The sequence below is a fragment of the Agrobacterium sp. ST15.16.024 genome (assembly GCF_027956545.1).
GTDB lineage: Bacteria > Pseudomonadota > Alphaproteobacteria > Rhizobiales > Rhizobiaceae > Agrobacterium > Agrobacterium cucumeris.
In genome coordinates this window covers 103,700-120,689 of record NZ_JAQKGO010000002.1, presented here as the reverse complement: position 1 = coordinate 120,689, position 16,990 = coordinate 103,700, and the positions used below count along the sequence as shown (strand labels likewise).

The 16,990-nt window shown below is 55.4% G+C and carries 9 protein-coding genes and 1 riboswitch; of the genes, 6 read left to right on the top strand and 3 right to left on the bottom strand.

The window, feature by feature from the left end; genetic code table 11:
- Positions 1–60 precede the first annotated feature (60 nt).
- A riboswitch (cobalamin riboswitch) is annotated at positions 61–266 on the bottom strand.
- Positions 267–615: 349 nt separating this feature from the next.
- Genes PL640_RS09035 through PL640_RS09025 form a run of 3 tightly spaced genes read left to right on the top strand, consistent with a single transcriptional unit; the run spans position 616 to position 3,183 of the window.
- The gene (locus PL640_RS09035) at positions 616–1,599 is read left to right on the top strand and encodes a DUF1852 domain-containing protein (RefSeq protein WP_271362084.1); all 984 of its coding nucleotides are present in this window, start codon (positions 616–618) and stop codon (positions 1,597–1,599) included.
- Positions 1,600–1,626: 27 nt separating this feature from the next.
- Positions 1,627–2,655: a methionine synthase gene (locus PL640_RS09030; RefSeq protein WP_142843591.1), complete on the top strand. Its 1,029-nt coding sequence runs from the start codon at positions 1,627–1,629 to the stop codon at positions 2,653–2,655.
- A 27-nt stretch (positions 2,656–2,682) separates the two neighbouring features.
- Positions 2,683–3,183: a flavin reductase gene (locus PL640_RS09025; protein ID WP_271361561.1), complete on the top strand. Its 501-nt coding sequence runs from the start codon at positions 2,683–2,685 to the stop codon at positions 3,181–3,183.
- Positions 3,184–3,264: 81 nt separating this feature from the next.
- On the opposite strand, the gene PL640_RS09020 is transcribed toward PL640_RS09025, so the two are convergent.
- On the bottom strand, positions 3,265–4,113 hold the full coding sequence (locus PL640_RS09020) for a hypothetical protein (RefSeq protein ID WP_271361560.1): 849 nt from the start codon (positions 4,111–4,113) through the stop codon (positions 3,265–3,267).
- 12 nt (positions 4,114–4,125) lie between these two features.
- Positions 4,126–5,580 (bottom strand): metal-dependent hydrolase family protein, encoded by a 1,455-nt coding sequence (locus PL640_RS09015; protein ID WP_271361559.1) that lies wholly within the window; start codon positions 5,578–5,580, stop codon positions 4,126–4,128.
- A gap of 779 nt (positions 5,581–6,359) precedes the next feature.
- Here PL640_RS09015 and PL640_RS09010 point away from each other — a divergent pair.
- Positions 6,360–8,039, top strand: a complete 1,680-nt coding sequence (locus PL640_RS09010) for a hypothetical protein (RefSeq protein ID WP_271361558.1) — start codon at positions 6,360–6,362, stop codon at positions 8,037–8,039.
- 182 nt (positions 8,040–8,221) lie between these two features.
- Positions 8,222–9,973, top strand: coding sequence for a tetratricopeptide repeat protein (locus PL640_RS09005; RefSeq protein ID WP_271361557.1), 1,752 nt, complete (start codon positions 8,222–8,224; stop codon positions 9,971–9,973).
- A gap of 78 nt (positions 9,974–10,051) precedes the next feature.
- Here the strand turns inward: PL640_RS09005 and PL640_RS09000 are convergent, their stop codons facing one another.
- Positions 10,052–10,849, bottom strand: coding sequence for an EAL domain-containing protein (locus PL640_RS09000; RefSeq protein ID WP_271361556.1), 798 nt, complete (start codon positions 10,847–10,849; stop codon positions 10,052–10,054).
- Between the two features lie 619 nt (positions 10,850–11,468).
- Here PL640_RS09000 and PL640_RS08995 point away from each other — a divergent pair.
- On the top strand, positions 11,469–16,982 hold the full coding sequence (locus PL640_RS08995) for a YadA-like family protein (protein ID WP_271361555.1): 5,514 nt from the start codon (positions 11,469–11,471) through the stop codon (positions 16,980–16,982).
- The last annotated feature ends 8 nt before the right edge of the window (positions 16,983–16,990 follow it).

Below are 16,990 nucleotides of genomic sequence, written 5' to 3'. Positions count from 1 at the left end.
CGCAAGACGACGGCACGGGAATGCCTGTCGCGAAAGCGGCACTCCGGGACACCCCGCCCGTGGACGTTATCTATCGCGGCAGGTCTCCTGGCTTACGGGTCGTCGCTTTGGTCCGTCTTCCCGAGGCTTGCCTCAGTGACATGGATGGACTTTCGCTCGCCGTTTACAGTTGCGGGGGCAGCTTCGGCTTCAGGCAGCAAAGCCCTGACCGAATTCCCTCTTAGCTCCGGACTTTCGCCCGCAGAACCACGATGACAAACCAATGTCGTATGTCGCTGGAGTGGTCAAGGCGTCCACCATCGGTTTCGTGGAAGTGAAGGTCATCACCTCGGCCGAGATATATATTCGTCCCGCCCTAAGGGTTTCGGAAGACTGGGACATTCCCAAACTCCGGGCGGACCGTCTCTCGTGCCAAATCATGAGCAGGGCTCATACTTCCGTGAGATAATACCATTTTTATTCGATCGATCTCTCAGGCACAAAACGCACATCGCTCTCGGGTCGGGACAGATTAAAAGCTGTCGACTGAGGCAATGGAAAATAACATCCGGTGCGTCCTGAAACTTACGTCAATAAAATCAGGGTTCATCTGGGGATTTAGGGCGTTCGATCGTGATGACCAAAGATTTTAGCTTCAATATAAAGAAGATCTCTTTTGATGAGGGTTATCGCCCGTCAGAAAATACGCGTGTCACGACGAATTTTGCCAATCTTGCCAGAGGCGAGAACCGCGCGGAGAACCTCCGCAACGCCTTGAGGATGATTGACAATCGTTTCAACGCTCTGGCGCACTGGGATAACCCCGAAGGTAATCGTTATTCTGTCGAACTCGAAATCATTTCGGTTGAGATGAATGTCGGTGCGCAGGGCAATAGTGATGCCTTTCCCCTGATTGAAATCCTGAAAACGAATATTGTTGATCAAAAGACCGGCGAGCGTATCGAAGGCATAGTAGGAAACAACTTTTCCTCTTACGTCCGGGATTACGACTTCAGCGTCGTGCTGCCTGCTTACAACAAGGATCGCCCCGCCTTCGGTACGCCAGAGGATTTCGGCGATCTGCATGGAAACCTGTTCAAATGTTTCCTGAACTCACAGGCTTACAAAGAGCATTTTCACAAACCGCCAGTCATTTGCCTGAGTGCCTCCAGCAGCAGGACATATCGTCGAACCGGTAATCAGCATCCTGTATTAGGTATTGAATACCAGCAGGATGAATTGTCTTCGACCGATCACTACTTCCAGAAAATGGGGTTGCAGGTTCGATTTTTCATGCCGCCGAACAGCGTAGCACCTTTTGCTTTTTATTTTCTCGGTGATCTGCTCGATGACTACACCAATCTTGAGCTTATCAGCACCATCAGCACGATGGAGACTTTCCAGAAAATCTACCGGCCGGAGATTTACAACGCCAATTCTGCGGCAGGGGCCTGCTTTCAGCCCAATCTCCGGCACCAGGATTATTCCCTGACGCGCATCGTCTACGATCGCGAGGAACGCAGCCGGCTGGCTGTCGAGCAGGGAAGGTTTGCTGAAGAGCATTTCATCAAACCGTACAAGACCGTTCTTGAGCAATGGTCTGCCAATCACGTTCACTGACGAGCCAAACACACAAGGTTGCCTATCATGAAAACACTGTTGCCCACGTCAACCGCCGGCAGCTTGCCCAAGCCTTCGTGGCTTGCAGAACCTGAGAAATTGTGGTCGCCTTGGAAACTGCAGGACGAGGAATTGATCAGCGGCAAGCAGGACGCTCTGCGTTTGTCTCTCGATGATCAACGGCAGGCAGGTATCGATATTGTTAGCGATGGCGAGCAAACACGCCAGCATTTCGTCACGACGTTCATCGAGAACCTCGAAGGCGTTGACTTCGAGAAGCGCGAGACGGTCAGAATTCGGGATCGCTATGATGCCAGTGTCCCGACAGTCGTTGGTGCTGTCTCTCGCAAAAAGGCAGTTTTTGTCGAAGACGCCAAGTTCCTGCGTCAGCAGACCAGCCAGCCGATCAAATGGGCTCTGCCCGGTCCGATGACGATGATCGATACACTCTTTGACAGCCACTATAAAAGCCGTGAAAAGCTGGCCTGGGAATTCGCCAAAATCCTCAACGAGGAAGCGAGGGAACTGGAGGCTGCCGGTGTCGATATCATTCAGTTCGACGAGCCCGCCTTTAACGTCTTCTTTGATGACGTGAATGATTGGGGGGTCGCTACCCTGGAAAAGGCAATCGAAGGGCTCAAATGCGAAACTGCCGTCCATATTTGCTATGGCTACGGCATCAAGGCCAATACAGATTGGAAAAAGACCCTGGGGTCGGAGTGGCGTCAATACGAGGAATCCTTCCCCAAACTGCAAAAATCCAGCATCGATCTGATCTCGCTGGAATGCCACAACTCTCATGTGCCGATAGATCTCATTGAGCTCCTTCGAGGTAAAAAGGTGATGGTGGGCGCCATTGACGTGGCAACCAATACCGTTGAGACCCCGGAGGAAGTCGCCGATACTCTGCGAAAAGCACTTCAGTTCGTAGATGCTGACAAGCTCTACCCTTGCACCAACTGCGGGATGGCACCCCTGTCTCGTCGCGTAGCCAGAGGCAAGTTGAATGCCCTCGCCGCCGGTGCGGAAATTGTCCGCAAAGAACTATTGGTCTAAGCGTTGGCTCAGCAGCAGGAGGCCGACATGAACATGGTGAACCACCGCTTCGAAATTGTGGACAAAGCCGCGTTTCGAAATGGCATGTCGCGCCTCGGCTCTGCGGTCAACGTCGTCACCACCAGATCAGGCGGCAAGCGTTATGGCTTCACGGCCTCGGCGGTTTGCAGTGTCAGCGATACGCCGCCAACACTTCTCGTCTGCGTCAATCGTGCGAGCTCGTGTTTTCATGCCTTCGAGAACACGCGCCATTTCTGCGTTAACACGTTGATGCCAGGTCAGGAGCACCTATCCGAACGCTTTGGTGGAAAGACGCCGACAGAAGATCGATTTGCGCTCGGCGATTGGAGGGATGGGCTTACGGGCTCGCCGATCCTTGCCAACTCCTCGGTCAGCTTCGAATGCGAGGTATCCAATACTGTCGACGAGGCGACGCACCGCATCTTCTTCGGACGTGTGATCGACATTCGTGAGAATGAAGCACGGGCAACGCTGCTCTATTGCATGCGTCGCTATCTCGCCGGCTAGGCGCAGGTCGCGAGTTCGTATCCGTTCGAGACACGACTGTGTAGCCACAACTGTCTGAGGGCTACTTTCAGTGAAAGCCAATCAGAACCGCCAGGTCATCCCAAGGACAGGTCCATTCAACATCGTGTCGTAGACATGACCGTCGCGATCATAATCGACTTTCAATGCCTTGTAGCCGGCAGATACCGAGAGGTTATCCGTAACCAGATAGTTGGCAGTAGCAAGCACTGACCAGGTGATGTCGGATCCTGCTCCAAAGCCGCCGACATCGGCTTGGGCCTGAACGGAGAGCTTCTCAGTCAGCGGAAGGAACGCTCGCAGGCCCACCACCGGGTCGACCCATCCAAAGCTCTCATCGTGCGTGGCCGTTTGGCTTCCGATGGCGAAATGACTTGCGGTGACCGTGACGTCATTCGAAATATGCCAGAAACGTGCTCCAGCAAGAGCATCCAGTGTGAACTGCGATGTGTCGATAACCCGGTATCCGCCCTGCAGCGTCGCCATGAACTGTCTTGTGTCAACCTTCCCGTCAATTGTAGCCCCAGGCGGTATCGTGACACCCAATCCTGGAATCTGGAAGGCGGAGAGCGCCCCTGTGGCATGACTATCAGTGGTGTCGACATACATGATGTCGCCTGAGAAGATAAAACGGTCGTAACGCCCCCACAGGTTTACAAACCCGCCGAAGTTGAGGTCGTCCATCACATCGGAAAAGGATTTGTCCACGTCTATCGTTGGACCGCGCCTAAAAGGTGACAGGCTGCCATCAAGGTCTGCCGCCCACAGGTAAGGCGTTACCTGAAACGCCCAGCCTGGATGAGAGGTCCGTTCTGGAACGGGTTCGGACAGCAGGTCACGAGTTGTGTCAGCCGCATATGCAACCGGCATCCCGCAAAGAGACAGCGCAATGAAAAGAGAAAACCGCTTCAATTTTTTCCTCACTCAGGCTGAAATCGTGTTTTTATGGATCCGGCCATCCTTGATGATGAGTTTCATCGTGCGATCGGGATCAGCGATCAGCGAGATGTCCTCAAGCGGATTGCCATCTATCAGCAGAAGGTCCGCATAAGCACCGGCTTCAATGCGCCCGAGCTTTGCCGGATAGGGGTTGCGTGGTCCCGAGAGGCCTGCGAGTTCCGCGTTCCCACTTGTCAGCAGGCGTAGCACATCGACATTGTCATACCATCGAGCGAATTTGGCGAGTTGTCGACCTTGTGTCGCAGTTCCCTTGGGATTGAACAGGATGTCTGTGCCGAGCGCCATTTTTACTCCGTACTTGCGTCCGAGTTCCACAGCGCGGGCCGTGCCCTCGGCAATACTTTGCTGCTGCGCTCGCTGCTCGGGCAAAGGATAGGTATTCGCGTCTTCATCAGCGAGAAAAGGTTGGATGCTCCACCAAACGCCTGCGTCAGCCATGAGCCTGACCGTTTTATCGTCGGCAAGCTGACCGTGCTCAATCGATTTGACGCCGCAGGAAATCGCTCTTTGTATCGCCGCCGACGTGTAAGCGTGGATACATACGTATGTCCCCCAATCTGCCGCAGCAGATACCGCAGCTTTCATTTCTGCCTCTGAATATTGAAGAGCATCGACCGGATCGTAACTCGAGGCAACCCCACCCCCGCCCATGATCTTGATCTGGCTCGCACCAAGCATGAGTTGCTCGCGCACGCGGCGGAGAACTTCCGCTTCTCCATCGGCGATCGCCGAAATCCCGGCCTGCTCCGCAATGCTAAGGGTGCTTTGTGATGTACGCGGCAGATCATTACGCATACGAAAGTCGCCATGCCCTGATGTCTGCGAAATCATCGCACCGGAAGGGTATATTCTCGGCCCTGCGACGCGCCCCTCATCTATGGCCCGTTTGAGCGAAAATGAGGGCCCACCGACATCTCTGACGGTTGTAAAGCCGCGCAATACCGTCCGTTCGGCTTCCTGTGCGGCAACCAGATGAACGTAGGGAATATCAGCAGTCATCGCTGTTATTTGCGAAATGCCCGCAAGGAGCGAATGCCAATGCGCATCGATCATGCCTGGCATGAGGGTCCGCCCACCGCACTCAATAACGTCTGCATCGGCAACGTCGTCGGCCGATGCGACCAGGGCTTTAATGAACTTGCCGTCCACGAGAACGCTTCGGCCTGTGATCAGCCTGGAGTTTATCCCATCGAAAATACTGACGTTCCGAAGCAGAATCGGCTTTTCCGCTTTTTGTGCGAATGCGGGGCTCGCGATTCCAAGCGCAGGGACGGCGAGCGTTGCCGCGATGCCTTTTAGAACCGAGCGGCGCGACATTTCTTTGCCGATCCGTGCGAAAAGCTGCTGTGCGTTTGAACTATGACACGCGCAGCCCCCGGCATGATTAAGATGCTGGTATTGACGACCGAGGCTAAACAATCTGCACACTCCTCGTTTCACGCAAAGATTGTACTAGGCGGCAGCTGGAATTTGCGCAACCCCTAATATTGTGTCGAGATAAAAACACGATTGGAAGGTTGGCTATCCTTCCAACGCCTTTCGAACCGTAGCTATCTTCCGTTTTCGCTGGTGGGTCCCTATGTCCAGGGAGCTAGGAAAAAAACGCAGCGACAAAAGCGAATTCTTCCATTGGCCTATGGGTGGCCTGCGAACCACAATTCACCAAATTGACCGCTTCTCTACCGACCAGCTACCTGCTGGTTCGTGCCGCTTTCCTTTAGACTGGATAAGGCCAGCTGATTTTCAGGCGGTAAAGACCGCGGCAAAGGCGCTACGCGAAATTTCCTGCCCGGTATGGCTTCGTCATTGATCCGGCAAAAAAGGCTCCGCGGCATCGGCCCATCAGGGGCCTTGGGGGTTACAGGCCGATGCTCAACAACTGTCGTACCTACAAAGGCATGGACATCGTAGTCGATCCACACCGATACATGGACGCGTTCCGCGAATTTCATTTTCCTGTCAACGGGCGAGGGCGAGTAAGCGATGGATATTTGCCGGTCGCGGTCGATCAATGCTCCGCGTAACACCGTTCCATGCGGTTTCACGCCTTTATATTCGCTGCAACTCCTTATCTAACGTCTCGAAGTTGGCGCCTGAAGAATGCGTCAACGTGCCAGACGGCTCCGCCATAAGCTGTCTAAATCTGCCCGCAGCGACGGCTGCGGGCTTTTTTAATGAGATGTACCAGGACAGCAGAAATGATCGTCGCCTTGGCGGAACCGCAGACAAGCAAACCAGACACCAGCAGAGTGCTTTCGGCGGAACGTGAAAAAGAGGCGATACTTCACACGCTCTCCAACATTTGCACTTCGGACACTTTCCGAAATTCCCCGCGGATGCAGCGTTTTCTCCGTTACATCGTGGTGGAAACGATCGAAGGCCGCGCAAATGGTATCAAGTCCTATGTCATTGCCACGGACGTGTTTGACAGATCGCCTTCGGCAGCAATTATCAATGATTCTGTTGTGCGGACGGCGGGAACGCGGCTGCGACTGCTACTTGAGCGCTACAACAGCTCCCCCAAACCCGCAAATGCGATCGTGATAACTCTTCCCCGGGGAGCTTATATTCCTGATTTCAACAGGAATCCCGCCTATGAGCGGAGCGATCCGGCTGGAGTTGAATTTCGGAAGACGCCGCAAATAGGCTGGCCCCTCTGCTGCGCCTTGGTACTGCTCGTTATATTGGTGATGACATATGGCCTGATTTCTCCCGAGCAGCCTTCAGCTGCCCCGACACTGTTCGTTCAGGAAATGGAGTATCGCGAGAATGACAAACGGCTTAACGCGTTCTCCACAGAGTTCCCCGCTCTCATTTCAGGGCAAATGGCCAATTATGGTGGTGCAAATATCATTGATGCGTCATCTTCAAGGGTCCAGCCAAACCAGTTAACGCATACGCACAGTCCGAGCTTCTCGCTCGGGAGTTCGTTACTCGAGGTAGATGAAAGCGTTTTTCTACTCTGGAAAATAGTCGACGTTGATACTCATGAAATCTTATGGGCTGATCGTGACGATCTAGGGCCGTTGGAGCGGTTGGACACGAGTCTCATTGCCAAACGTTTGGCTGTTCAAGTTCTGGGACTGAACGGAGCACTGTCGAAGATCAGTGCCGCAGTTGGTAACCCGGTGCAATGCGTTACACGTGCCGAACGAATCTCACTTGTCTATCACTCTGACTTTGGACCTTCGACGCGCGCCTGTCTGGAAAAACTCGTCAGAGACCAACCTACGAACGCCGACGCCTGGGGATTGCTCGTGCAGGTATATTTCAGGTTGGCCAGGCGGGCCGCATCCTTCGGCGATGATCCGAAACCTTATCAAAACCTGCTGCAACAAGCCGCCACGCAGTCGATGTTACTCGCGCCAAATAGTTTTTCATCGCGATTGGCTGAAATGTACGCATCCATTGATGCGAAGAATTTTGGGGTATTCGCCGATGTTGCGTGCGAATTGATCGACGACTTCCATGATCCCCATCTGAAAATCCGGTTCGGTGCAGCACTCGTCGCCATCGGTCGGCTGGAGGAGGGTGTCAATTTACTGCGACAAGGGCTTAACGAGACCGAATTTAAGGAAACGGGACCATTCTTATGGCTCGCATATGCATCATATTTTGCAGGTGATTATCAAGGCGGGCTTCAGAAATTGTCCTACGTGACGAGCGAGGATCATTATCAGCTTCCTCTACTCAAAACGGTTCTTCTCGCAGAACTGGGGCATGCGGCCGACGCTCGCATCGCGTTGGCGGAACTGCACCGGTTGCGGCCCGGATACGAAGATCACCTGGACTTTGATCTTCGGAACGCAAATTTCTCGGAAGCCTATATCGAGAAGATGAGCAACAGTTTGCAAAAGTTGAAGGTAATGAATCAATGACACGCTCTCCATCTGCACGTACCTTCGGGCCAAGATCACCCGCCCGCCTCCCAAACAACATTTTTGAAATTTGTAATTTAGATAATGCTTTAATTTAGTGTAGATATTGCCACGGTAGGTTTTCATGTATGGCTGCCAATTTTTTGGCTCGGAGTGCGCAGTAGTATTTGCTGGAGTTCCGCTTGACAGGTAATCTCAAAATCAACCCGATCGATCGCGAGGAGGTGATGGCCGCGCTATCGCAGATGTTTGCGTCCGAGATGTTTCGCAATTCCGAACGGATGCAGCAATTCCTGCGATATATCGTGATCGAAACCCTGGAAGGCCGTGCTGACCGCATTAAGTCCTATTCGATCGCTATCGAAGTCTTCGGTCGCAATTCCGGTTTTGACTCTGCGGAAGACCCTATCGTCAGAACGACAGCAACGCGTTTGCGATCACTTCTCGATCGCTATAATCAAACAGCCAACAACGAGAATGGCATCATAATCCAATTGCCCAAGGGCCGTTATGTCCCTGAATTCCAACGAAGAGAGGAACGACAGGAAACGCGGCTGGATGACACGGAAACAGGCCCCGCCAGAACAGAAACGTTGAATAAAAGAAAGCGCTGGCCAAGCGCTTCATTTGCTTATGCGGGAATTTCTCTGTCTGTCGTCGCTGCGGTCGCATTGGTGATAACAGCAGTCCTGCTTGATTTCATACCATGGCCGCCATTTACGAGTGTGCCTGATCACACGGCCTCTGTGGTGGTAATAGTGCGGGATACAACGGCAACTGCCGGAAGTCAGGCCGCGCACTATTTGGCACAGGATTTTTCCGAGCTTGTCGTCGGAAAGCTTGTAAACCACGGCGGAATAAAAATAGTCGATGCCGCCGGGGAAGCAGCAGACTTCGTCAGTTCAATTGTTAAGTCTCGCCCGGATGACGACGTTTTTACATTTGACAGCCTGGTGCGGGAAGGGGGCGGAGCTCTCTCCGTCCTCTGGAAATTAAACGATGCCCGCAGCGGTGTCGTCGTCTGGGCAACCGAGGAACCGGTCAAAAACGAGGCACTGCGCGACCCCAATGCTGTCGCGGACGTCGTGATCGGACGCCTGGTCGGGCTCGAAGGGGCAATACCGACTGTGCTTTCGATTATATACGGCGATCACGCTGATCGTAGAGAGTGCCTGACGAAACCGCAAAGAATTGCGTTTATTTATCACTCAGCATTTCAGCAAAATATGCGGCAATGCCTTGAGAAGGTCGTGGAGAAGGATCCAGCTGATGCGGAGGCCTGGGGCGTGCTTGCGCAATTGTATCACAGGCTCGGTCGAAATGCTGCGTCTTTTGGAAAGGATACAAGCGAGTTCAGTCAGTTGTTAAGTGACGCAGCCCAGAAAAGCGTAGAGCTCGCCCCTCAATCGTTTCTCGGAATGCAAGCATCGATGTATGCTGCTTACGACAAGAAGGATTTCCAGGGGTTCGAATTTGTAGCCAGACGAATTCTAAGCCGTTTTCATGACCCTCATCTTAAAATCAGGATCGGTAATGCCTTCTCGAACATTGGTCGGGACGATGAGGGAATTCCGCTCACACGAGAAGGGATTGAGGAATCAGGTGAACTGCAGGGCCTGGGCTACCTGTCGCTCGGCTATGAGCGATATTACCGGGGAGACATGCTGGGCGCGCTTGAAATGTTAAGCCGCGTTAACGCGGAGGATTACTACCTCGTGCCGTTATTACGCGCAATTACGATGGCGCAGCTCGGTCGATCAGAAGAAATGAACCAGGCAGTAAGCCGGTTGCATGTGTTACGCCCCGATTATGAAGAGAATCTCTATTACGACTTTAATCATAACAACGTTACAAAGCCCATTATCGACAGCATTGCGGTCGGATTAAGAAAAGCCGGGTTGCAGGTCGTTGATCCTCAGGCCCAGCTAAATTGACTGCCGCCAAAAGCGATCGTGACGTCTGTGCAGGAATTTCTGGCGGGAGCCGTGTGTTTGGGGCCTTCCTCCGAAGCGTTAAAACAACATGCTCTGACGAATTGGGTCTATCGGCGAATGCTCAGGTAAAAAACCTTTCGGCCTTGGTTTGCAAATAAAATAGCCCTGCACATGTGTCGCACCAGCTGCAGCCGAGCGTATAAGATCTCGAGCGTCCTCAACCCCCTCCACGACGACCAGCGGCGCGACGGCTTTCGCAAACCCGATAATATGATGGAGCGAAGAATGGTTTTGCCCGCTCGATCGGATATTTCGTAGCAGCGACTTATCGATCTTCACAATATCGACTTCAAGTCTCAAAAGCATAGCTGGTGACATGTAGCCATCGCCAAAATCATCCACGGCAATGCGGCATCCCAAGCTGCGAGCCTGGGCAAGATTTTCAATGAACGCGTCAATATGCGCGATCGGACGAGTTTCCGTTATTTCGATGATCAATCTGTCTGCGACATGAGAATTTTCTGCGATGATTTTGTAAACGCTGTTCCAGGCGTTGTTGTCCTGGATGGTATCGACAGAAATATTACACCCAAGTGCGCCCCGTTCGGTCTGATTGAGATGGGAAAGCGCAAGTGTGATCATGTGCTCGTCTAACAGGCTGATGTTGCCGGCAGCCTCCAATTGCGGAATGAAGGCATCGGGGGCCACAAGGCGTCCTTCGCGGTTCACCATACGGACGAGACATTCACCGTATAGTTCCAGCGTGTTGTCCAGTGCGCAGGAAATTGGCTGAACAACATAAGTCATCCGATCCTGAGCCACCGCAGATAGAAAGTCATCTTTCGCGGATGGCTTTTTGATAAAAGGGAAATTCATGCTTATCACGTTCGACCTACAAATTGGTGGATATAGGACGGGTAATGCTCAGTTGTATCGCAAACGTCCGATGCGCAAATCTGGCATTCTTTAACGGAAAAGATCAGTTTGATACCGCTACAGCACGGTACCAAGCGCGATTGGGCGTCGCGCTCCTGCAGTTCTAATCCGGCATTACCTGAGGTTATGGCGGCCCAGAGCGTGAGGCGAGATATTGCCGTGAGTATTCGGACGTGGGTGAAATCGCACAGCTAAGCAGGGTTCAATGAATGTTGGGCGCACTTTTTGTGCTTGAGGAGAGAAACCTGACTTTGCGAATCTCCGGGATCACTGCGTTCGAAGCAGAATTATAGATATTCATTACCTCAATAGTCCCAAAACGTACGTCGACGAGTGTATCGCTGCGCGTAGAATTGCCATTAAAAAACAATGGCTTCTATTCTTTTTTCTCCGTTTGCAACATGTCTCGCAACGGTATCACACCTCCCGCACGGTCTTGTTTGAGGTTAGCAGGCGCTTCGCATGCAGCTGGGTCTTCGTTTCAAAATCGTAATCCCGTCTGTACTGAAAATTTTGACGGGCCTATGTCCGGCTTGCAACTGGGAAGAAGTCCAGAATTATGAAGCATAAAGCGCAAAGTGCCAAAACTGCAAAAGAAAAGGTTTCTCGTTTTGCAGAGAATTGGTTTGGCAAAAATGCAGATTCCCGTTTCGCACGACGCCGATTGTTCGCCATGCTGCGTATGGCTTATCGGGTTCTCGGCATCAAATCGCGGCGCGGCCTAGGACTTTTGGGAATTGCCGCTGGACTCGGTCTCGCGTCCGCCTCGCTTGTAATGGCGAATGGCATATACATTAATGCAAACACAGACGGGCGGTGCGTGAGCATCAACGATCCGCAGGACAGCTTCGCAGTGGGTTCGCCGACTTTTATCCAGGACGCAACGGCCTATATCAACTTGCGCAACAATGCTGCCGAATGTAACTCGAACAACAAGGCAACCCAGACAAATTCTGTTCTGTTCTACCGTCCAGCAGGTGTGAACGGAGTCGGAGCCACTTCGCTGAGCTTAGGAGGCGAAATTTACGTCAACGGGCTCGCGATGCTCAACGGCTACGTTCATATTCCGATGGCAACTCTTCAAATGGGAAGAGATACAGGGGCCGGATTCAAGATCGGAAGCGCAACAACCAGGACCGTACACGCCGGCGATATCGCAATCGGCGGACAGGCCTCGGCAGACGGAAGTGTTGCGGATGGTGCCGCGCAAGGTTTTGCGGTCGCGATCGGCAATAATTCAGAGGCGATCGGGACCTATGCCCTCGGGGTCGGTACGGCAGCGAAAGCAAGAGGCCAGCGATCCACAGCTGTAGGTCCATCGACGCAGGCGGAGGGATATTCCGCTCTGGCCGCAGGTCGATTTGCACAGGCCTATGGACCCAATACAACTGCAGTCGGACGGAATGCAATAGCAGGGATCGCAAACCAGTTGACTGTCGCAGAAGGCGCCGTCGCTGTGGGCTACGGCGCACGGGCAAGAGCGGAAAACGCGATAGCATTGGGAAGAAACGCCCTCGTTGAGCAGAACATACGCGACGCAATGGCGTTGGGATTCGGAGCCACTGCTGAAAATGACTTCAGTGTTGCGCTGGGTTCCAATGCGAGAACCGGGAACATTGTTGCATATCCAACGGCAACCTTGGCTGGAACAGTCTATAACTTCGCAGGCGGTGCACCACACGCCGAACTCTCAGTTGGTAGTTTGGCACAGCAAAGACAGATCACGAATGTTGCATCGGGGCGGATCACTTCCGAGAGTACGGACGCCATAAATGGTTCGCAGCTCTTTGCCGCTTTCTCAGAGATCGGGAAAACACACAGTCGGGTCAACGATCTCGAAACAAGGATGGCCGCCCTTCCAGCTGCCGGAACGAACCCCGGACAGACACGTGTGGACGAATCCGTGCGCGCTGCGATCGGAGGCGGCGCGGTGATCAATGAGGCAGGCGGTCTCGTCATGCCGCAAATTACATTGAATAGCCTTGGAGCAAGAGTTGACGGCAACGGAAACACGGTCCCAGCCGAACAACCCGACAGCCTTCTGGGTGCAATCGCCGCGCTCGACAATGAAATGATCAAGAATGACCGCGCCATTGGAGCAATCATTGAAAGTGCGCTGTTGTGGCACCCTGACAAAAAAGCCTTCGATGCTGAGCGCATCGTTCCCCAGCTTGATGGTGATGGAAGGCAATTGCTGGACGGTGATGGCAACCCGATGATGGTGCGTGAAAATGGAAAGATAACAAATCTCGCACCCGGAGCTCTTACCCCGGAATCGTCGGATGCGGTAACGGGTGGTCAATTGTCCGAGACCAACGACCGGGTTACCGATCTTGCCACCAAGGCTGACCGCCTTGGTGAGGATTCACTGCTTTGGAACCAGACGTCCGGTGCGTTCGATGCCCGCCACGGAACATCGGCAACCAGCAAGATCTCCAACATCGCCGATGGCGTGCTTGTAAATGATGCCGTCAATGTCGGGCAGTTGCAAACTGTGGCATTGGCCGCCAGCACCGCGCAGACTGCTGCAGACGCCGCCAAGACTGCCGCTGATAACGCCCAAGCATCTGCCAATGCTGCCCAGACCACGGCCGATGGTGCCAAGACCGCTGCCGATGCCGCGCAAGGTACGGCCGATAATGCCCTGACTGCGGCGGGCAACGCCCAGACGACGGCCGACGGCGCGAAGACCGCCGCCGATGGTGCCCGGGCTGCCGCCGATGGCGCCAAGACCGCTGCTGATGCCGCGCAAGGTACAGCCGATAATGCCTTGGCTGCGGCGGGCACCGCCCAGACCACAGCCGACGGTGCAAAGACCGCTGCCGATGGCGCCAAGACCGCTGCTGATACCGCGCAAGGTACAGCCGATAATGCTCTGGCTGCGGCGGGCAACGCCCAGACCACGGCCGACGGTGCAAAGACCGCTGCCGATGGCGCTAAGACCGCTGCTGATACCGCGCAAGGTACAGCCGATAATGCCCTGGCTGCGGCGGGTAACGCCCAGACGACGGCCGACGGTGCGAAGACCGCCGCCGATGGTGCCCGGGTTGCCGCCGATGGCGCTAAGACCGCTGCTGATGCCGCGCAAGGTACAGCCGATAATGCCTTGGCTGCGGCGGGCACCGCCCAGACTACAGCCGACGGTGCGAAGACCGCTGCCGATGGTGCCCGGGCTGCCGCCGATGGCGCTAAGACCGCTGCTGATGCCGCGCAAGGTACAGCCGATAATGCCCTGGCTGCGGCGGGCACCGCCCAGACGACGGCTGACGGTGCGAGGACCGCTGCCGATGGCGCTAAAACTGCTGCCGATGCCGCGCAAGGTACGGCCGATAATGCTCTGGCTGCGGCCGGCACCGCCCAGACCACGGCCGACGGTGCAAAGACCGCCGCCGATGGCGCCCGGACCGCTGCCGATGCCGCGCAAGGTAGAGCCGATAATGCCTTGGCTGCAGCGAGCACCGCCCAGACGACGGCCGACGGTGCCCGGGCCGCTGCCGATGCCGGTAAGCCCGCTGCTGATGCGGCGCAGGGTACAGCCGATAATCCCCTGGCTGCGGCGGGCACTGCCCAGACGACGGCTGACGGTGCGAAGCCCGCTGCCGACGCTGCGCAAGGCACCGCCGATGCTGCTTTGGCTGCGGCCGACACCGCCGGTTCCCAGCTCGCAGGGATTGGTGCCAACGAAACCGTTGCTGGCCGTATTGCCGGCGTTGGACAATCGACCGCCGATGCTCTGGGCGGCGGCTCGTCGGTGAACTCGGATGGCACGGTGACAGCGCCGGCCTACGAGATTGCCACGATAGGGGCGGACGGTACGGCGCAGGACCCGACGGTGCATCACAATGTCGGGGATGCAATTTCTGCACTCGACGGCAATATCGCCACGGTCAACACACGCGTGGATGATCTTGCCGATGACAGTCTGCTTTGGAGCGAGGAGGAAGGTGCTTTCAGCGCAAGCCACGCCCTTGAGAAAACAAGCCGCATCGCGAATGTGACGGCGGGTGTCGCTGAGACCGATGCCGTGAATCTGGGGCAGCTGGACACCGTTCGAAACGCTGCAGATGCGGCGCAGATTGCGGCGACTGCCGCACAAGGCACTGCCGACACTGCGTTGAGGGCTGCGGGCACTGCCCAGCAGGCGGCACAGGGTGCAGAAACCGCGGCTGGCGCCGCGCAGACCTCTGCGAATGCGGCGCAGGTCGTGGCTGATAACGCTCTGGCCGCGGCAGGGGCTGCACAGAATACGGCCGATACCGCACGGGATGCGGCGGCGACTGCACAAAACACGGCTAATGCCGCTCTGGCCGCTGCGGGGAACGCCTCATCCCAGCTGGCGGGGGTTGGCGCCGATGAAACCGTTGTTGGCCGTATCGCAGACCTTGGTCAGTCGACTGCCGATGCGCTTGGAGGCGGCGCGGCCGTTAATTCCGACGGTACGGTGACGGCCCCGTCCTACGGGATTGCCACGATAACGCCGGACGGTACGAAGCAGGATCCGACAGCGCATAATAATGTCGGAGACGCACTCTCCGCACTCGACGGCAATATCGATACGGTTAACACCCGTGTCGACGATCTGGCTCGCGACAGCCTGCTGTGGAGCGATGACGAAGGCGCCTTCAGCGCCACGCATGGCAACGAAAAGACGAACAGGATTGCCAACGTGGCGGCGGGTGTCGCTGACACCGATGCCGTCAATTTCGGGCAACTGGAAGCGATCAATAAGCGGGTGAGTGATGCATTTGATCTGACAGAGGAAAGCTCTCAACAAGTTGACGGGCTTAAAGAGGCATTGGTGCAAGCACTTGGTGGAGCCGCGGTGCTGAATGCCGATGGAAGTGTTGCGGCACCGGCATACGGAGTTGGGACCATCAGCCCCGACGGTACGGTGCAGTCCCCGACAATCTTCAGCAATGTTGGCGATGCACTTGGAAGCCTCCGTGGCAATGTCGAAGTCGTCAACAGTCGCATTGATAATCTAGCTGACGAAAGCCTTAGGTGGGATGCAGGCGAGGGAGCTTTCAGCGCTAGCCATGGCGATGACAAGACCAACCGTGTCGGCAATGTCGCTGCCGGTACACGCGACACCGATGCCGTAAATGTCGGGCAGCTGAATGCCGTCAGCGATGCCACAAATGCTGCGCAGGGGACGGCTGATGGCGCCATGGCTGCCGCTACCGCCGCCCAATCCCAGCTGGTTGGGATCGGACCCAACGAAACTGTTGCTGCCCGCATCGCCGAAGTTGGACGCTCTGCCGCGAATGCGCTCGGTGGTGGTGTCACCACGAATTCCGATGGCACATTAACGACGCCGGCCTATGAGATTGCCATGATCGGAGCGGACGGCACGACCCAGGGCCAGAGGTTGTATAACAATACAGGCAGCGCACTTGCCGCCCTCGGCGACAATATCGGTACAGTCAACACCCGCGTCGACGATCTGGCAGAGGCGCAGGCAGCCAGCCTAACCTACGACGCTACACCGAACGGCTCCCGGGCAAACTCGGTAACATTGCTTGGCGGTGACCCTAATGCCCCTGTCTTGATCAGGAATGTGGCGATGGGTGTCGATGAACAGGACGGGGTGAATGTCCGGCAGTTAAAACAGGCCCAGCAGGAGCTGGAAGCGCAAGATCGTCAACGTGCGACGGAGGCCCGTGCCTATGTTGATCAATCCAATGTTGATACCCTGGTGGCCGGCAAGTCTTATGCCGATGAGGTCGGGTCAAACACGCTGACGACCTCCATGCAATACACCGACCAGTATGTCGGCTCGCTTGCGGGCGATATGAATGAAGGCTTCAACAGGCTCAGCTCAAGCATAAACGAGGTGCGTGGGGAGGCAAGGCAGGCTGCGGCAATCGGACTGGCGGCGGCCTCGCTGAGGTTTGACGACAGGCCCGGCAAGCTTAGTCTCGCGGTTGGTGCAGGCGCCTGGCGCGGAGCCGGTGCCGGAGCTTTCGGTCTCGGTTACACCAGCGAAACCGGCAACATGCGGATGAATGTTTCCGGTGTCATGACCGAAGGGAATTTCGGTGTGGGCGCCGGCCTGAGTTTTACTCTCAACTAATTGGCTGA

Coding starts and splice junctions, on each gene's coding strand:
- PL640_RS09035 (WP_271362084.1), top strand. CDS start 616: ATGACCAAAGATTTTAGCTTCAATATAAAGAAGATCTCTTTTGATGAG.
- PL640_RS09030 (WP_142843591.1), top strand. CDS start 1,627: ATGAAAACACTGTTGCCCACGTCAACCGCCGGCAGCTTGCCCAAGCCT.
- PL640_RS09025 (WP_271361561.1), top strand. CDS start 2,683: ATGAACATGGTGAACCACCGCTTCGAAATTGTGGACAAAGCCGCGTTT.
- PL640_RS09010 (WP_271361558.1), top strand. CDS start 6,360: ATGATCGTCGCCTTGGCGGAACCGCAGACAAGCAAACCAGACACCAGC.
- PL640_RS09000 (WP_271361556.1), bottom strand. CDS start 10,849: ATGAATTTCCCTTTTATCAAAAAGCCATCCGCGAAAGATGACTTTCTA.
- PL640_RS08995 (WP_271361555.1), top strand. CDS start 11,469: ATGAAGCATAAAGCGCAAAGTGCCAAAACTGCAAAAGAAAAGGTTTCT.